Origin of the sequence: Allosphingosinicella deserti, assembly GCF_003012735.1 — a bacterium.
GTDB lineage: Bacteria > Pseudomonadota > Alphaproteobacteria > Sphingomonadales > Sphingomonadaceae > Allosphingosinicella > Allosphingosinicella deserti.
Map to the genome: position 1 here is coordinate 138,342 of NZ_PXYI01000009.1, position 15,521 is coordinate 153,862.

At 65.7% G+C, this 15,521-nt stretch carries 11 protein-coding genes and 1 pseudogene; 7 read left to right on the forward strand and 5 right to left on the reverse strand.

Annotated elements, in window-relative coordinates; all coding sequences use genetic code 11:
• Nucleotides 1-118: 118 nt before the first annotated feature.
• Together C7I55_RS22695 and C7I55_RS29510 are read left to right on the forward strand one after the other, a co-directional pair.
• On the forward strand, nt 119-1,567 hold the full coding sequence (locus C7I55_RS22695) for a DUF6880 family protein (protein ID WP_106515319.1): 1,449 nt from the start codon (nt 119-121) through the stop codon (nt 1,565-1,567).
• 123 nt (nt 1,568-1,690) lie between these two features.
• Nucleotides 1,691-1,936 (forward strand): DUF6665 family protein, encoded by a 246-nt coding sequence (locus C7I55_RS29510; RefSeq protein ID WP_408640627.1) that lies wholly within the window; start codon nt 1,691-1,693, stop codon nt 1,934-1,936.
• A 39-nt stretch (nt 1,937-1,975) separates the two neighbouring features.
• Here C7I55_RS29510 and C7I55_RS29305 read toward each other — a convergent pair.
• The 3 genes and pseudogenes from C7I55_RS29305 to C7I55_RS22715 all read right to left on the reverse strand — a co-directional run.
• Nucleotides 1,976-2,077: pseudogene (locus tag C7I55_RS29305) on the reverse strand (DUF6429 family protein); the annotation flags it as partial.
• A gap of 152 nt (nt 2,078-2,229) precedes the next feature.
• Nucleotides 2,230-2,658 (reverse strand): DNA polymerase III subunit chi, encoded by a 429-nt coding sequence (locus C7I55_RS22710; RefSeq protein WP_106515321.1) that lies wholly within the window; start codon nt 2,656-2,658, stop codon nt 2,230-2,232.
• Between the two features lie 5 nt (nt 2,659-2,663).
• Nucleotides 2,664-4,145 carry a leucyl aminopeptidase gene (locus C7I55_RS22715; protein ID WP_106515322.1) on the reverse strand — a complete coding sequence of 494 codons (1,482 nt, stop codon included), beginning with the start codon at nt 4,143-4,145 and terminating at the stop codon, nt 2,664-2,666.
• Nucleotides 4,146-4,321: 176 nt separating this feature from the next.
• Between C7I55_RS22715 and C7I55_RS22720 the strand changes: the two genes are divergently transcribed.
• From C7I55_RS22720 to rsmA, 4 genes are read left to right on the forward strand one after another with little or no spacing between them, the layout of a single operon-like run.
• Nucleotides 4,322-6,553, forward strand: coding sequence for an LPS-assembly protein LptD (locus C7I55_RS22720; protein ID WP_106515323.1), 2,232 nt, complete (start codon nt 4,322-4,324; stop codon nt 6,551-6,553).
• Nucleotides 6,554-6,608: 55 nt separating this feature from the next.
• Nucleotides 6,609-7,991, forward strand: coding sequence for a peptidylprolyl isomerase (locus C7I55_RS22725; protein WP_106515324.1), 1,383 nt, complete (start codon nt 6,609-6,611; stop codon nt 7,989-7,991).
• Entirely contained in the window at nt 7,969-8,994 is a 1,026-nt protein-coding gene (pdxA, locus tag C7I55_RS22730) for a 4-hydroxythreonine-4-phosphate dehydrogenase PdxA (protein ID WP_106515325.1), read from the forward strand. The genes C7I55_RS22725 and pdxA overlap by 23 nt, the downstream gene beginning before the upstream one ends.
• A gap of 1 nt (nt 8,995) precedes the next feature.
• Nucleotides 8,996-9,838, forward strand: coding sequence for a 16S rRNA (adenine(1518)-N(6)/adenine(1519)-N(6))-dimethyltransferase RsmA (rsmA, locus tag C7I55_RS22735; RefSeq protein WP_106515326.1), 843 nt, complete (start codon nt 8,996-8,998; stop codon nt 9,836-9,838).
• A gap of 70 nt (nt 9,839-9,908) precedes the next feature.
• Here the strand turns inward: rsmA and alaS are convergent, their stop codons facing one another.
• Nucleotides 9,909-12,572, reverse strand: coding sequence for an alanine--tRNA ligase (gene alaS, locus C7I55_RS22740; protein ID WP_106515428.1), 2,664 nt, complete (start codon nt 12,570-12,572; stop codon nt 9,909-9,911).
• 66 nt (nt 12,573-12,638) lie between these two features.
• Nucleotides 12,639-13,157: a hypothetical protein gene (locus C7I55_RS22745; protein WP_106515327.1), complete on the reverse strand. Its 519-nt coding sequence runs from the start codon at nt 13,155-13,157 to the stop codon at nt 12,639-12,641.
• Nucleotides 13,158-13,360: 203 nt separating this feature from the next.
• Here C7I55_RS22745 and C7I55_RS22750 point away from each other — a divergent pair, with 203 nt between their 5' ends.
• Nucleotides 13,361-15,379: an elongation factor G gene (locus C7I55_RS22750; protein ID WP_106515328.1), complete on the forward strand. Its 2,019-nt coding sequence runs from the start codon at nt 13,361-13,363 to the stop codon at nt 15,377-15,379.
• The last annotated feature ends 142 nt before the right edge of the window (nt 15,380-15,521 follow it).

Here is a 15,521-nt window from a genome sequence, read left to right on the forward strand (position 1 = left end):
CCGAGAAGTGATCGAGAAGGGCTCCGAAGGGTCGGAGTCCCTGTTTGTTGCCTCTCCGAGAGACCCGGCCCTTTGCCCCGATCTTGATCGGTGGCCGCAACAGGACAATAGGGCAGTCGTGGCATCTCCGAAGACCCTGAACGCCAAGAATCTCGAAGCACTGGGTGCCGCCCGGCTCGCCGCCTTGCTGATCGAGGTCACCACGGGCAGTGCTGCGGCCAAGCGGCGGCTGCGTCTCGAACTTGCCGGCGAGGCTGGAGTGGAGGCGGTGCGTGGCGCGATCGCCAAACGCCTGACGACAATCGCCACAGCGCGCAGCATCGTCACCTGGGGCAGGGTCAAGACGGTCGCCGCCGACGTCGAGGCGCAACACAGGGCGATCATCGAGCAAGTAGCGCCTGCCGATCCAGCAGAGGCACTGGCATTGCTCTGGCGCCTGATCGATTGCGGCAATGCGGTGCTGCCGCGCAGCGAAGACTTCAACGGCAGGCTGCTTCGTACGTTCAAAACTGCGGCCGGCGACCTTGGACGCCTCGCCAAAGACGCAAACGCAAAGCCGGCCGACCTGGCCGAGCGCGCCTTTGAGGCCGCAACTCAGGATCGCTACGAAGTCCTTCGCGAGATGATCCCCAACCTTTCGCCGGCGCTCGGACCGGAAGGCCTCGAATTTCTGCGCAGCCTTGTCGCTGCATGGCGCACGGAGTCCATCCCCGGCAACGGTGTCGTACGGGACAGCGCTCACGCGCGATTCACGCCCGAGGCCGCAGAAAGGCGTCGCCGCGAGCGCGACGCCCGCTTTCTGCTCCAGCAGATTGCCGACGCGCTCGGGGACGTGGATGCCTATGCGGCGCAATTCGACGAGGAGACACGAACGGTTCCCGCCATCGCTGCGGAAATTGCGCTGCGACAGCTCGAATCGGGCAAAGCGGAGGATGCGCTCGCGACGCTGGACAGGGCACCGCCGCTCGGGCGCGCGGCCCACGCCTCTCACGGCTGGCACGAAGTGCGGATCGCCACGCTCGAGGCACTTGGCCGTGGGGAGGAAGCATTGGCGTTGCGCTGGGAACGTTTCGAGACGACGCTCGCTCCTGCGGAGCTGCGTGCCTACCTTGCGAAATTACCCGATTTCGAGGACTTCGACGCGGAGCAACGGGCTCTCACACTCGCCTTGCAGCATGCCGATCCTGGCAGAGCCCTTGATTTCCTGATTGCCTGGCCTGCCCTGGACAAGGCCGACCGGCTCGTCCGCGGGCGCGCCGGCACCTGGAACGGCGACTCCTACGAGCATCTGACCCCTGCGGCCGACGCGCTGGACGCGAACTACCCGCTTGCCGCCACGATCCTCAGGCGGGCTATGATCGACTTCGCGCTTCGGACCGCCCGGTCGAAACGCTATCGCCATGCCGCGCGCCATCTTGCCGAATGCGGACGCGCCGCGCAGCGGATCGAGAGCTTCGGCGATCTTGCCCCTCACGAGGAATATGTCGGCATCCTCCGCACGATGCACGGCCGCAAGGCGGGATTCTGGCACGAGGTGCAGCGTGAGCTGCCGGCGTTGTTCGACTGAACGCGCGGGATTGCGAGCGGGGCTCCGGATCCTCATCTCCGGAGTTGTTTTCGCCGGAGATCAGATTTGTCCTTTCGTCCGCCTCGCAGCCTCTCCTTTCGGCCCGAAGCCGGTCTCGCCGGGTTGGAACGCGAGATCCTGGGCGAGAAAGCGGATGTCCTCGGCCAGTCTGGGCAGCGTGTTGAACATCACCTGGTCGCACTCCGCGAGGCCTCGGAGGGTGAGAGGCCCGAGGCCCTCCGCGCGGCGGCAGAGGCGGTGCAAGCCTACTTCATTCAGCGAGAACTTTGTGGCCTCCGCAACCACGCCCCCGTCATCGAGCAATATGCGATCCCGCGCGCTGTCCTGATACGTTTGGGTGCGCGCTGATCAGGGGCCGGGCGCGCCGAACAGACGGTCGAATGCAGCCTATGTGGCGTCCAGCCCCTCCTCGGTGAACAGGACAGACTTCTGCTTGCCCCTGGGATCATGGATCAGGTCCCGCTCGTGAAGCCGGTCGAGCGCGTCCCAGTTGAAACCTTTTCAGGCGCGTCCCGGGCCGTGCAGTCCCGGCAGCAGCAGTGCGAGCACGGCTTCATCGATCTTGTCCGTGTCCACTGCCATGCGTTGCGATTCCCCACGACTGTTCTGGCGAACCTGGTCTTGAGCCGATCATCCATGCTCTAGGGACCTTGCACCCACTTTCCGTTCTCATCCTGCTTCCAATAACGCGGCTCCACGCCCTCGCGGCCGCGCAGACCACGCCAGGCGACCCGCGCACCATCCAGGCCGTCGCTGTCGAAGAAGTAGTAAGCGCGTTCGAAGTCCAGAGCCTCCTCCCGCCAAAGCCCGTCCGCCAGCGCGACCGCTGTCGCGCCGTTGGCGGCAGTGGGCTCCGTCGAGAGCAGGATGGGCTGGCTCTCGGGGCGGGTGCGGCCATGCGGCAGGAAACTGTCCTTGGAATAGGTCCACAGCTGCTCGTCGATACGGGCGAGGTGCTCCTCCTCCGCCACCACCAAGATCCGCGCGCCGTCGGCGAGCAGCCGCTCGCAGATCGACGGCAGGATCCGCTCCAGCGGCGCCTGGGTCAGGTGGTAGAAGTTGACGACCATTTGCCTCAGCGTTCGTAATTGTCCGCGATCAGCCGGTCGAGCAGGGCAACTCCGTAACCGGTCGCACCCTTGTCGTAGAGGTGCCCCGGCTTGTCGGCCCAGACGGTCCCGGCGACGTCGAGATGAGCCCATTTCACGCCCGGTTCGACGAAGCGCTGGATGAAGGTCGCCGCGGTGATCGATCCGCCCTCCCGCGGCCCGACATTCTTCATGTCGGCGATCGGGGAGTCGATCAGCTTGTCGTAATTCTCGCCAACTGGCATGCGCCACAGCCGGTCGCCGGTAGCCTGCCCCGCCGACTGGAGCTGCGCGGCGAGGTCGTCGTCGTTCGAGAAGACGCCGGCATATTCGTGGCCGAGCGAGATGATCATCGCCCCGGTCAGCGTGGCGAGATCGACCAGCACTTCGGGACGGAATTCACGCTGCGCCCAAGTGATCGCATCGCAAAGGACGAGGCGGCCTTCGGCATCGGTGTTGATAACCTCGATCGTCTGCCCCGACATCGACGTGACTACGTCGCCCGGACGCTGCGCCTTGCCGTCGGGCATGTTCTCGGCCAGCGCGCAGACGCCGACGACGTTCGCCTTCGCCTTGCGTCCGGCAATCGCCAGCATCGCACCCGCGACCGCACCGGCGCCGCCCATGTCCCATTTCATCGCCTCCATGCCCGCCGCCGGTTTGATCGAGATGCCGCCGGTGTCGAAGGTGATGCCCTTGCCTACGAAAACCACAGGTTTGGACGCGGAATTTCCGGCGCCGTTCCAACGCATGACCAGCAGGCGAGACGGCTGCTCGGAACCGAGGCCGACGCCGAGCAGCGCAAGCATGCCGAGTTCGCGCATGCGATCTTCGTCGAGCACCTCGATCTCGATGCCGAGCGGCTCCATGCGCTTGCGGCAGCGCTCGACGAAACTCACCGGAAAGATGATGTTCGCGGGCTCGGTGACGAGCTCGCGGGTGAAGGAAATCCCCTCGAGCAAAGCCGATTTGCTTTCCCAGGCGTGCTCCGCGCCTTCGGCTGCGCCGACGATCACGACCTCATCGAGGGTCGGCTTCTGCTTGCGCGAAAGCTTGGTCCGGTAGACGTCATGGCGCCAAGCGCGAGCGGCCGCGCCGAAGGCGATGCGGACCGCCGCATCGGCATCGAGACCGAGCCCGGTCACGTCGACCACCAGGCGGGTCTCGCCGGACGTCAGCACGCGCGCGGTCAGCCCGCCGCCGACCCGCTCGAACACGGCCTGATCGCTGCGGTTCGCGCCGAGGCCGACTAGCAGCAGGCGGCGGGCGTTTGCATTGTCCTCGACGAAGATCTCGGCCACGGCGGCGGCCTCCCGCTCGAAACGCTGCGCTTCCGCGGCCCGCGCCGCGAGATTGCGAGCGCCTTCGTTGAGGCCCGAGAGGCGTTCGGTCAGCAAATCGTCGCTCCACACCGGAATGGCGAGGACATAGGAACCGGTCGGGCGCTGGGCGGTGAAGCTGATCTTCAAGGGGGTCACTCCTGTGACAGGATGCGTAAGGTTGATGCTCCTGTAGGCAAACGCCGTGCCCCTTGCCAAGGTCCGCCCCGATCTTTGCCGCGCCCCGATGGACCAAGCGCCATTGCGGCGCGGGCATTCCGATGCAATAGGCTCGGCTTTGTCGCCTGACAGATGCGGCGGGGAATGTGAAAAGACCGAACCTTATCTGCCTGACGGCCCTGCCCCTTTTGCTGTGCGCGCCCGCGGCCGCGTTTGCGCAAAATGAGGAGATTGCCGGGCCGCCGGCACCGGCGGCACTGGGAGACGATACGCAAGAGGTTGCGTTTACTGCCGACGTGCTCGCTTATGACGAGAATAGCGATGTGGTGACCGTCACCGGCGACGTTCGCATGAACAGCCAGGGTAACAGGCTTCGCGCCGACAAAGTCGTGTGGACACGCAGCAGCGACGAAGTCCGCGCCGAAGGCAATGTCCGCCTGGTTACTCCGGAGGGCGATGTCGCCTATGGCGACAGCGTGATCCTCAACAATGCCATGCGTGATGCGGTGGCCGACAATCTCCTGGTGGTGCTGGAGGGCGGTGGCCGCCTCGCCGCGGATCGCGGGGAACGCAAGGACGGCTATACGTCGCTCTATCGTGCGGCCTACACGCCTTGCGCGGTGACACATCCCGACGGTTGCCCGAAGGATCCGACCTGGCAGATCACGGCAGTCCGGGTCGTCCACGACCCGTTCAAGAAGCGTATCCGCTACGAAGGTGCGGGCCTTAGCCTGTTCGGCACCCGCATCATCGCGCTTCCGGGCCTCTCCCATCCCGACGGGAGCGGAGGTGGCGGCAGCGGGCTGCTGGTCCCGGACGTGCGCTTTAGTCAATCGAACGGTCTCGAGGTTTCGACGCCTTATTATCTCAAGATCGCCCCTGACAAGGATGCGACCATCGCACCACACGTCTACACCGATGTGCTGCCGATGATCGAAGGCCATTATCGACAGCTTACCAGCCTCGGCGCCTTTCAGCTCGGCGGCTACCTGACCTACGGATCGCGGATCCCGATCGACGATTCCGGCCTTGCGATCGACAAGGACAAGGGCATCCGGGCCTATCTCGAAGGCAATGGCCGTTTCCAGCTGGACCGCGACTGGAGCGTAACCGCGTCAGGGCGCTACGTCACCGACCGAACCTTCCTGCGCCGCTACGACATTTCGCGCGACACCCGGCTGCGCTCCGTCGTGGAGGTCGAGCGGATCCGCGACGACAGTTACATCTCGATTGCCGGCTGGGCCTTCCAGGGCATTCGGACCATCGACAATGCCGGACAGCAACCGATCGCCCTTCCCGCGATAGACGCACGTTTCCGGCTCGCCGATCCGATTTGGGGCGGCAAGATCGAACTCCAGGCGAACAGCCTCGCCATTCTGCGCACCGATGGTCAGGATACGCAGCGCGCCTTCGCTGCGGCGAAGTGGGAGCGGCGCAGGATCGTCGCCGGCGGCCAGGAGCTGATCCTGACCGGCTACGCGCGCGGCGACATCTACCATACCGGCGACGTCGATCTGACCGGCACCGCCCTGTATCGCGGCGAGCGCGGATGGCATGCGCGCGGTATCGGCGCGGTTGCCGCCGAAATCCGCTGGCCGCTCGTCGGATCGTTCATGGGGGGCACGCAGCGGCTTACACCACGACTCCAGATCGTGGCGTCGCCTCCGACTGAAAACCTCGACATTCCGAACGAGGATGCACGGGCGGTTGATCTCGAAGATTCCAACCTGTTCGCGCTCAATCGCTTCCCAGGCTACGATCGCTGGGAAGATGGCGCCCGTGTCACCTATGGGGTCGACTGGGGTTTCGACCTTCCCGGCGTCAGCACGCGAACGACGATCGGCCAGAGCTATCGGCTTAGCGAGATGGAGAGCATCTTGCCTCCGGGCACCGGACTCTCCGATCGTTTCTCTGATTTCGTCGGGCGTACGACGGTAAAGGTCGGGCACAAGGTGAGCTTCGTGCACCGGTTCCGGCTCGACAAGGACAGTTTTGAGCTTCGCCGCAACGAAATCGACGCCGTCGTCGGCGGACATCAGACCTATGCCACGATCGGCTATCTGCGGCTGAATCGGGACATCGATCCTGGCATCGAAGATCTGCGCGACCGCGAGGAGATCCGACTGGGCGGGCGTATCCGGTTCGCACGCTACTGGTCTCTGTTCGGCTCGACCGTGATCGACCTGACCGACGCGCGCGAGGATCCGACCTCCGGGGCCGACGGCTACGAGCCGGTCCGGCACCGCATCGGCCTCAGCTACGACGACGATTGCATCGAAATTGGCGTGACGTGGCGACGCGATTATGACACCACCGGAGACTTCCGGCGCGGGAACACCTTTCTGTTCCGGGTGGCGCTGAAGAACCTCGGCCGCTAAGCTCGGGTTCAGCATGGCTAAGGCATTTACAGCGCCTGCTTTTATTGGAGGATTGATGAAGCTCGGGACTTTTCGGAGGGCGGCACTGATGCTGGCCGGCACGATGGCGGCGGCCACCGCCCTTGCCCAGAGCGCTGCCAACCAGGCGCCTCAGGCAGGCGCCGGTCAGGCCGGGGCGGCTCAGCCCGGCGGCGCCCAGACCGGCCTCGACATCCCTCAGGATGCGCGCTTTCTCGCCAAGGAGGATCCTTCAATCCGCAAGGCGACGGCGATCGTAAACGGCACGGTGATCACCGGCACCGACATCGATCACCGTATGGCGCTGATCCGCATCGCCAACGGCGGCAACATTCCGGCCGAGGAAGAGCAGCGGCTGCGCGCCCAGGTGCTGCGCAATCTGATCGACGAGACCCTACAGATCCAGGCGGCCGAGGCCCAGGACATGAAGGTCGAGCAAAAGGACGTCGACTCCTATTTCTCGCGTTACGCGCAGCAGTTCAAACAGACGCCCCAGCAATTCTCCGCCTATCTGCGGCAGAACGGCTCTTCGGAGACCTCGATCAAGCGGCAGATCCACGGCGAGCTCGCCTGGAGCCGGCTGCAAGCGCGTCAGATCGAGCCGTTCGTCAACGTGTCGCAGGAAGAGGTGCAGGCGCTGATTGAACGCCTCAACGCCGCCCGCGGCACGCAGGAATTCAAGGTCTCCGAGATCTTCCTGTCGGCGACGCCCGAGACCGCCGCAGAGGCACGCGCCAACGCGCAGCGGATCGTCGAGCAGCTGCGCAAGGGCGCCTCGTTCCGCGCCTATGCACGGCAATTCTCCGAGGCTTCTACCGCAGCCGTCGGCGGCGATCTTGACTGGGTTCGGGCCGAGCAGTTGCCGGAAGCGCTTGCTGCCGCCGTGAAGCAGATCCCGGTCGGAACGGTCAGCGATCCAATTGCGATCCCGGGCGGCTTCTCGATCATCGCCGTCGAGGATACGCGCCAGTTCCTCACCGCCGATCCGCGTGACGCCGTCCTCAGCCTCAAGCAGATGACGGTCCGTTTTGCGGCGAACACGCCGCGCCCCCAGGTGGAAGCGAAGGTGCAGCAGCTGGTCAGCACGACCCAGTCGATGGGCGGCTGCGGCGGAGCCGAAGCGGCAGCTCAGTCGATCGGTGCCGAGATCGTCACCAACGATCAGGTACCCGTGCGCACCCTTCCAGCTCAAATGCAGCAGAGCCTGCTAGGCCTGTCTATCGGCCAGGCGACGCCGCCCTTCGGCGCGGTCGACGATCGGATCAGCGTCCTCGTCATGTGCGGCCGCGACGATCCCGCCCAAGCGCGCGAAGTCTCGTTCGATCAGGTCTATGGACAGCTGACCGAGCAGCGCGTCAACATGCGTGCCATGCGGTACCTGCGCGATCTTCGCCGGGATGCCGTGGTCGATTATCGCTGAGCCGGCGGGCGCTTTGACCACTCCGCTTGCCGTTGCGCTCGGAGATCCGGCCGGCATCGGGCCCGAGATCACGGCGAAAGCCTGGGAGCGGCGACAGGCAGAAGGGCTGGAGCCTTTTTTCGGCGTCGGCTCTCCCGAAGCCGTCGCAACGGTTTGGAACGGCCCCGTGGAAGTGGTCGCCGGCCCGGATGAGGCGGCCGCCTGTTTCCAGCATGCCCTTCCGGTGATCCGCGTTGACGGCGGCGCCGACAGCGCGCCGGGCAAGCCGACCCTGGAAGGCGCGCGCAACTCGCTGGACGCGCTGGAAATTGCAGTCGGGCTGACCCGCTCCGGCGCAGCGTCAGCGATCGTGACCGGTCCTGTGTCCAAGGCACAGCTTTACGCGATCGGTTTCGTCCACCCCGGGCAGACCGAATTCGTTGCCGAGCGGTGCGGAATTTCGAGCGGAATGGTGGCGATGATGCTCGCCGGCCCCACTCTGCGAACCGTGCCGGTCACCACCCACGTGCCGCTGCGCGACGTGCCCGATCTGGTCACCACCGATTTGATCGTCGCTCGCGGTCGGACGACCATTCGTGGGCTCCGCCGCCAGTTCGGGATCGCCCGTCCGCGCATCGCCGTCGCCGGGCTCAACCCCCATGCGGGCGAGAGCGGTGCGCTTGGGCGTGAGGAGATCGACACCGTCATTCCCGCGATCGAACGGTTGCGCGAAGAAGATGCGGACATCATCGGGCCGCTCGCTGCGGACACGATGTTCCACCCGCGCATGCGGGCGACCTACGACGCCGCCTTGTGCCTGTACCACGATCAGGCTCTGGTGCCTCTCAAGACCCTGCATTTCGATGAAGGCGTCAACATCACGCTCGGCCTTCCGATCGTGAGGACCTCGCCCGATCACGGGACCGCTTTCGCGATCGCCGGACAGAACAAGGCAGAGCCCGGCGCGATGATCGCCGCGCTGGCGATGGCGGCGAGCTGCGCCCGACGCCTCGGCCAAGCCTGAAATGGCGATGGAGACGCTTCCGCCGCTGCGCGAGGTCATCGCGCGGCACGGCCTCAGCGCCTCCAAGGCTCTCGGCCAGAACTTTCTGCTCGACGAGCAATTACTCGATCGCATCGCCAGAATCCCCGGGGATCTCGCCGGCAAGCGGACTTACGAGGTCGGGCCCGGCCCCGGTGGCCTTACCCGCGCCCTGCTCCGCGCCGGAGCCGAAGTGGTCGCGGTGGAACGTGATCGCCGCTGCCTGCCGGCATTGGAAGAGGTGAATCTGGCGTCGGGCGGGCGCCTGCGCGTGATCGAAGGCGATGCACTCGCAGTCGGCGAAGCTGCGGAAGCCGGCATCGGCGCGCACATCGTCGCCAACCTGCCCTACAATGTCGGCACTGCGCTGCTCGTCCGATGGCTTGGGGGCGAGGGCTGGCCGCCGTTCTGGGCGTCGCTCACCCTCATGTTCCAGCTCGAGGTCGCCGAGCGGATCGCCGCGAAACCCGGTTCTTCGGCTTACGGACGGCTTGCCGTGCTCGCACAATGGCGCAGCGACGCCAGGGTCGCGATGAAGGTCCACCGCTCCGCCTTCGTGCCCCCACCCAAGGTGATGTCCGCCGTCGTCCACATCGTGCCGAAGCCGGCGCCGGACGGCGTCCGCGCAGCTACTCTCGAAGCGCTCACCGGGGCAGCGTTCGGGCAGCGCCGCAAGATGCTGCGCCAAAGCCTTAAGAGCCTCCCCGGCGCACTTGAGGCGCTCGGAAGTGTCGGCATCGATCCAGCCCGACGTGCGGAAACGCTGTCGGTGGACGAATTCGTCTCGGTCGCACGGGCCATGGCCGCGACGCCTCTGTCCGCTTGAGCAATGCGCATCTGACGCGCGGACTTATGCAGCCGCGCGTATGCTTCTGCTATCTGAGGGACTCCTGCTCTTACGCCGCGACCGCCTCTTCATTCAGCGCTTCGCGGACAGCGGCAACGGCTTCGCCGGCCTTGGCGCCGTCGGGACCGCCGCCCTGGGCCATGTCCGGCCTGCCACCGCCGCCCTGTCCGCCTAGAGCCGAGACCGCCAAGCGAACGAGGTCGACGGCGTTGCGCCGACCGACGAGATCCTCGGTCACTCCGACGGCGACGCTGGCACGGCCTTCGTTGACGGTGACCAGAGCGACAACGCCCGAGCCCACCCGCTTCTTGGCATCATCGACCAGCCCGCGGAGCGCCTTAGGGTCCATGCCTTCGATGACCTGGCCGATGAAGCCGTGTCCGCCGATCTGCTCGGGGCCCTGCGCTTCTGCCTTGCCGCCGCCGCCGCCAAGCGCCAGCGCCTTCTTGGCCTCTGCAAGCTCTCGCTCAAGCCTGCGACGGTCCTCGATCAGGCTCACCACGCGTGCCGGAACTTCCTCCGGCGAGGCCTTGAGCGCGGCTGCTGTTTCCTTGAGCCGGTTCTCGCGGTCCGTCAGCCACTGGCGCGCAGCTTCGCCGGTCAGTGCCTCGATCCGACGCACGCCGGAGGCGACGGCGCTTTCGCCGATGATCTTGAACAAGGCGATGTCACCGAGGGCGTCGACATGGGTGCCCCCGCACAATTCGACCGAGTAGCTGTTCTCGTCCGCCCGGCCCATCGACAGAACGCGGACCTCGTCGCCATATTTCTCGCCGAACAACGCCATCGCGCCGGCGGAAATCGCCTCGTCGGGGCTCATCAGACGGGTGGTGACGCTCTCATTGTCGCGAATATGCGCGTTCACCTCGGCCTCGATCACCGAGATGTCCTCGGCCGTCAGCGCCTTCGGGTGCGAAAAATCGAAGCGCAGGCGATCGGGGGCAACCAGCGATCCCTTCTGAGTCACATGGGTGCCGAGGCGGTGACGCAAGGCGGCATGCAGCAAGTGGGTGGCGCTATGATTGGCGCGGACCCGCGCACGGCGCTCGGCATCGACCTGCAGCTTCACGGCATCGCCCACCTTGACGTTCCCGCTGCGGATCTTGGCGTGGTGCGCGTGCAGGCGGCCAAGCGGCTTCGCCGTGTCGGTAACCTCGGCTTCCAGACCGTTGTCGCCGCTGATCGTCCCGGCATCGCCCATCTGGCCGCCGCTCTCGCCATAGAATGGTGTCTGATTGGTAAGGATCGTCACCGAATCTCCCGCGTCGGCGCTGTCGACGCGCACGCCTTCCCTGACGATCGCGATCACCTGGCCTTCGCCCTCATGCCCGGCATAGCCGGTGAAATCGGTCGCGCCGTGTTCCTCGGCGATGTCGAACCAGATGTCGTCCGAGGCCTTGTCGCCCGATCCCTTCCAGGCGGCACGGGCAGCGGCCTTCTGCTCGGCCATCGCGCTGTCGAAGCCGCCGCGATCAACGCCGAGGCCCTGCGCCCGCAGCGCGTCCTCGGTGAGATCGTACGGGAAGCCGAACGTGTCGTAGAGCTTGAACGCGACGTCTCCCGCAAGGGTATCGCCCTCGTTCATGCCCGCGGTGGCTTCGTCGAGCAGCCGCAGGCCCTTGTCGAGAGTCTGACGAAAGCGCGTTTCCTCCAGCTTCAGCGTCTCCTCGATCAGGGGCTGGGCACGGATCAGATCGGGATAGGCAGCGCCCATTTCGGCGGTGAGCGACGGCACGAGGCGCCACATCAGCGGCTCGGCGGCACCGAGCAGATGGGCGTGGCGCATCGCACGGCGCATGATCCGGCGGAGCACATAGCCCCTGCCCTCGTTCGCGGGCAGCACGCCGTCGGCAATGAGGAATCCGGATGCCCGCAAATGGTCGGCAATCACGCGGTGGCTCGCCTGGCGCTCGCCAACTGCCTCCGTCTTGGTCAGTTCGCTCGACGCTGCGATCAGAGCCTTGAACGTGTCGGTGTCATAATTGTCGTGGACGCCCTGCAACACGGCGGCGACACGCTCGAGGCCCATGCCCGTGTCGATCGACGGACGCGGGAGATCGCGGACGATCTGATTGTCTTCCTGCTCATATTGCATGAAGACGAGGTTCCAGATCTCGACGAAGCGGTCGCCATCCTCGTCGGGGCTGCCGGGAGGGCCGCCGGGAATGTGATCGCCATGATCGAAAAAGATTTCTGAGCAGGGCCCGCACGGGCCGCTATCGCCCATTGCCCAGAAATTGTCCTTGGTCGCGATGCGGATGATGCGGCTCTCGGGCAGGCCGGCGATCTTGCGCCACAGGTCGAACGCCTCGTCGTCCGTATGGTAGACGGTGGCAGTGAGACGATCGGCAGGCAGGCCCCATTCCTTGGTGATCAAGGTCCAGGCGTGGCTGATCGCCTGCTCCTTGAAATAATCACCGAACGAAAAATTGCCGAGCATTTCGAAGAAGGTGTGGTGCCGGGCGGTGTAGCCGACATTGTCGAGATCGTTGTGCTTGCCGCCGGCGCGGACGCACTTCTGAGATGAGGTCGCGGTCGAATAAGGCCGCTTCTCCAGGCCGGTGAACACGTTCTTGAACGGCACCATGCCCGCATTGACGAACATGAGCGTGGGATCGTTCTGCGGCACCAGAGGCGCCGAAGGCACGATCTGGTGCCCCTCGCGTCCGAAATAATCGAGGAAGGAGCGGCGGATGTCGTTCGTCGAGGTCATGGCGGCGATGTAAGGGAGGCTCGCCATGCGGGCAAGCGCCGCTTGCGTGCCTGCCCCTGCAGGTCGTTATTCGGCAGCCGCCTCGTAACCCGCGGTATAGACGTGCGGCCCCGTCTGTTCGTCATCGGCGGCTTCGGCGGCGTCCACCTCCTCACGCGATACGGGATAGCTCGCGTAGCGGTGAACTCGCACGATGTCGGGATCGACCGGTGCCTCTTGAACTTCCTCTCTCTCCGGCTCGACGGCCGAAGGATAAGCGATTGCCCGCACCGGCTCCGCCTGCTGCGTCGTGTCGGCGGCCCAGCTGTCGCCGTAGGTCGCGACTGCCGGCGCCGCATAGACGGCACTGGGTGCCGGCGCCGCGCTGATACCGTCGAGCAGCCCCTGCTGCTGATACTCGCCGATCTGCACGCCGGCCCAGTCCGGAGGGCGAAAGGCAACCCGATCGGCGACGAAACTCGCCGGCGCGTCACTGAAGAAGACCGGATCGATGTCGCCGACGGCGGCGTGCCCGAGCCAGATGCCGGCCCCGGCACCGATCGCGGACAGGGCGACGATCATCGGCAGAACCGTCTTTGCGGGCATCACAAACCTCCAACGCGGCAACACAAGAACCTGGATGACAGTCTCACGCGCACAACCCGCGACAGGGCGGCCTCGTTCCGAGCCGATGCGATCCAGAGGGATCGCGCTGCCCTTGCGCTGACCTGCGAATAGGAGGAGTCTCTCCGCCCCAGGCGCGAACGCGCTTCCTCGCGGATCGCGCACAGCGAACGGAGGAGAAACTCATGCCCGAAAGATCCTTTGGAACCAGGATGATCGCGCTGGTTGGACCCGGCGGCGCGGGAAAGACCAGCCTTGCCGAAGCCCTCCTGTTCGCAGGCGGCGCGATCGATCGGCAAGGATCCGTCGACGCGAAGACCAGCGTCGGCGATTCCAGCCCCGAAGCCCGCGCCCGGGGTGCCTCCACCGAACTGAACCTGATGAGCTTCGATTTTCTCGGCGATCGTTTCGCGATCGTCGACACGCCGGGATCGGTCGGCTTCGCGGCCGACGGCAGCCTCGCCATTGCCGGCGCCGATCTGGCGGTCGTGGTCATCGATGCCGATGCAGCACGCGCGCATCTCGCCGAGCCTATGCTCCGCCGGCTCGAGAGCCTCAGCGTGCCGCACATCGTGTTCGTCAACAAGATCGATCAGGCGCGTGGTCAGATCCGTGATCTGCTCGAGGCGCTGCAGCCGATGAGCAGTTCGGCGCTGGTTGCCCGCCAGATCCCGATTCGTGAAGACGAGAAGATCACCGGCTTCGTCGATCTCGCGCTCGAGCGCGCCTTTCATTATCGACTCGGCAAGGCCTCCGAGCCAATCGAGATTCCGGCCGAACTTGCCGACCGCGAAGCGCAGGAGCGCTACCATCTTCTCGAGCAGCTGGCGGACCATGACGATTTGCTGCTCGAGCAATTGCTGATGGACGAAATGCCTGACCGGGAGACGATCTTTGCGGATCTTACCCGTGAAACGCGCGAGAATCTGGTGGTGCCGGTCCTTTTCGGTTCGGCGATCAACGGCTTCGGCGTTCGCCGGCTGCTGAAAGCGCTTCGCCACGACGCGCCTGCGCCCGACGCGGCGGCGGAGCGGCTCTGTGCGACCGGCACGAGTGCGTTCGTGTTCAAAATCTCGCACGGCGGCTCGATGGGCCGGCTCGCCTTCGCCCGCCTGTTCGGCGGCAGCTTGGCCGAAGGCGCCGAGCTAAAGGATCCCAACGGCGAGCCGATCCGGGTCGGCACGTTGTTCTCGGTGCAGGGAGACAAGACGGTCAAGGTGGCGAGGGCCGCACCGGGAGATGTGGTCGCCATCGCCAAGGCGGAAACGGTGCATGCCGGCGAGTGGCTCGGGAGTGGCGGAGCGCGCCCGAAGGCGGACAGACCAAGATCCAACTATGCGCTCGCCATTACCACAACCGACCGCAAGGATGACGTGCGTCTGTCGACCGCTCTGCACAGGCTCTGCGAAGAGGATTGCTCGCTCGCATGGGAGCAGGACGAGATGCTGCACGAGACTCGGCTGCGCGGCGTCAGTGACGAGCATCTGAAGGTCACTCTCGCACGATTGAAGCGCCGATATGGCGTAGCCGTCGATTCGCGGTCGCCCAGGGTCGGCTACAAGGAATCGATCCGCAGCGAAGTCACGCAGCGGGGACGCCACAAGAAGCAATCGGGCGGCCACGGCCAGTTCGGCGACGTCGTCATCGAACTTCGCCCTCTTGCGCGCGGAGCGGGGTTCGAATTCTCTGAGCGGATCAGCGGCGGTGTCGTTCCCCGGCAATATTTCCCGGCTATCGAACAGGGCGTGCGCGACGCCATGATGAAGGGGCCGCTTGGATTCCCGGTTGTCGATGTCGCTGTCACTCTGGTGGAGGGATCCTATCACAGTGTCGACAGCTCCGAGATCGCCTTCCGCACTGCCGGAAGGATCGCAATGGCGGAGGCGCTCGCCGCGGCGGCACCACACCTGCTCGAACCTGTCCACCGCGTGACCGTCCTCTCCCCGTCCCACTCTACCTCGCGGATCACCTCCGCGATTGCGAGCCGCCGCGGCCAGATGCTGGGGATGTCGACGCGCGAGGGCTGGGCGCATTGGGACAAGGTCGAAGCGCTGCTCCCTGAGGCCGAATTGCAGGGCCTCGACGCCGAGCTCAGGTCGCTGAGCCAGGGCCTTGCGACCTACGAGGCGGAGTTCGATCATCTTGCGGACCTGAACGGCAAGCTTGCCGACGACGTGGTGCAGCACGTGCTCGTCCCAGCGTGAATTGGTACCGGGCGGGGGGCGGACGCGTTTCGGTGCGTCGTAGCCCCGCCCGGTACCTGACACATCGCACGACGAACCAAGTTGCCCGCGCCCGTTCCGATGCTCTACGGATCGGTCGAAGAGCCCCGGTGCACGATTGCCG

Coding starts and splice junctions, on each gene's coding strand:
- alaS (WP_106515428.1), bottom strand. CDS start 12,572: ATGACCTCGACGAACGACATCCGCCGCTCCTTCCTCGATTATTTCGGA.
- C7I55_RS22725 (WP_106515324.1), top strand. CDS start 6,609: ATGAAGCTCGGGACTTTTCGGAGGGCGGCACTGATGCTGGCCGGCACG.
- pdxA (WP_106515325.1), top strand. CDS start 7,969: ATGCCGTGGTCGATTATCGCTGAGCCGGCGGGCGCTTTGACCACTCCG.
- C7I55_RS22710 (WP_106515321.1), bottom strand. CDS start 2,658: ATGGTCGTCAACTTCTACCACCTGACCCAGGCGCCGCTGGAGCGGATC.
- C7I55_RS22745 (WP_106515327.1), bottom strand. CDS start 13,157: ATGCCCGCAAAGACGGTTCTGCCGATGATCGTCGCCCTGTCCGCGATC.
- C7I55_RS22750 (WP_106515328.1), top strand. CDS start 13,361: ATGCCCGAAAGATCCTTTGGAACCAGGATGATCGCGCTGGTTGGACCC.
- rsmA (WP_106515326.1), top strand. CDS start 8,996: ATGGCGATGGAGACGCTTCCGCCGCTGCGCGAGGTCATCGCGCGGCAC.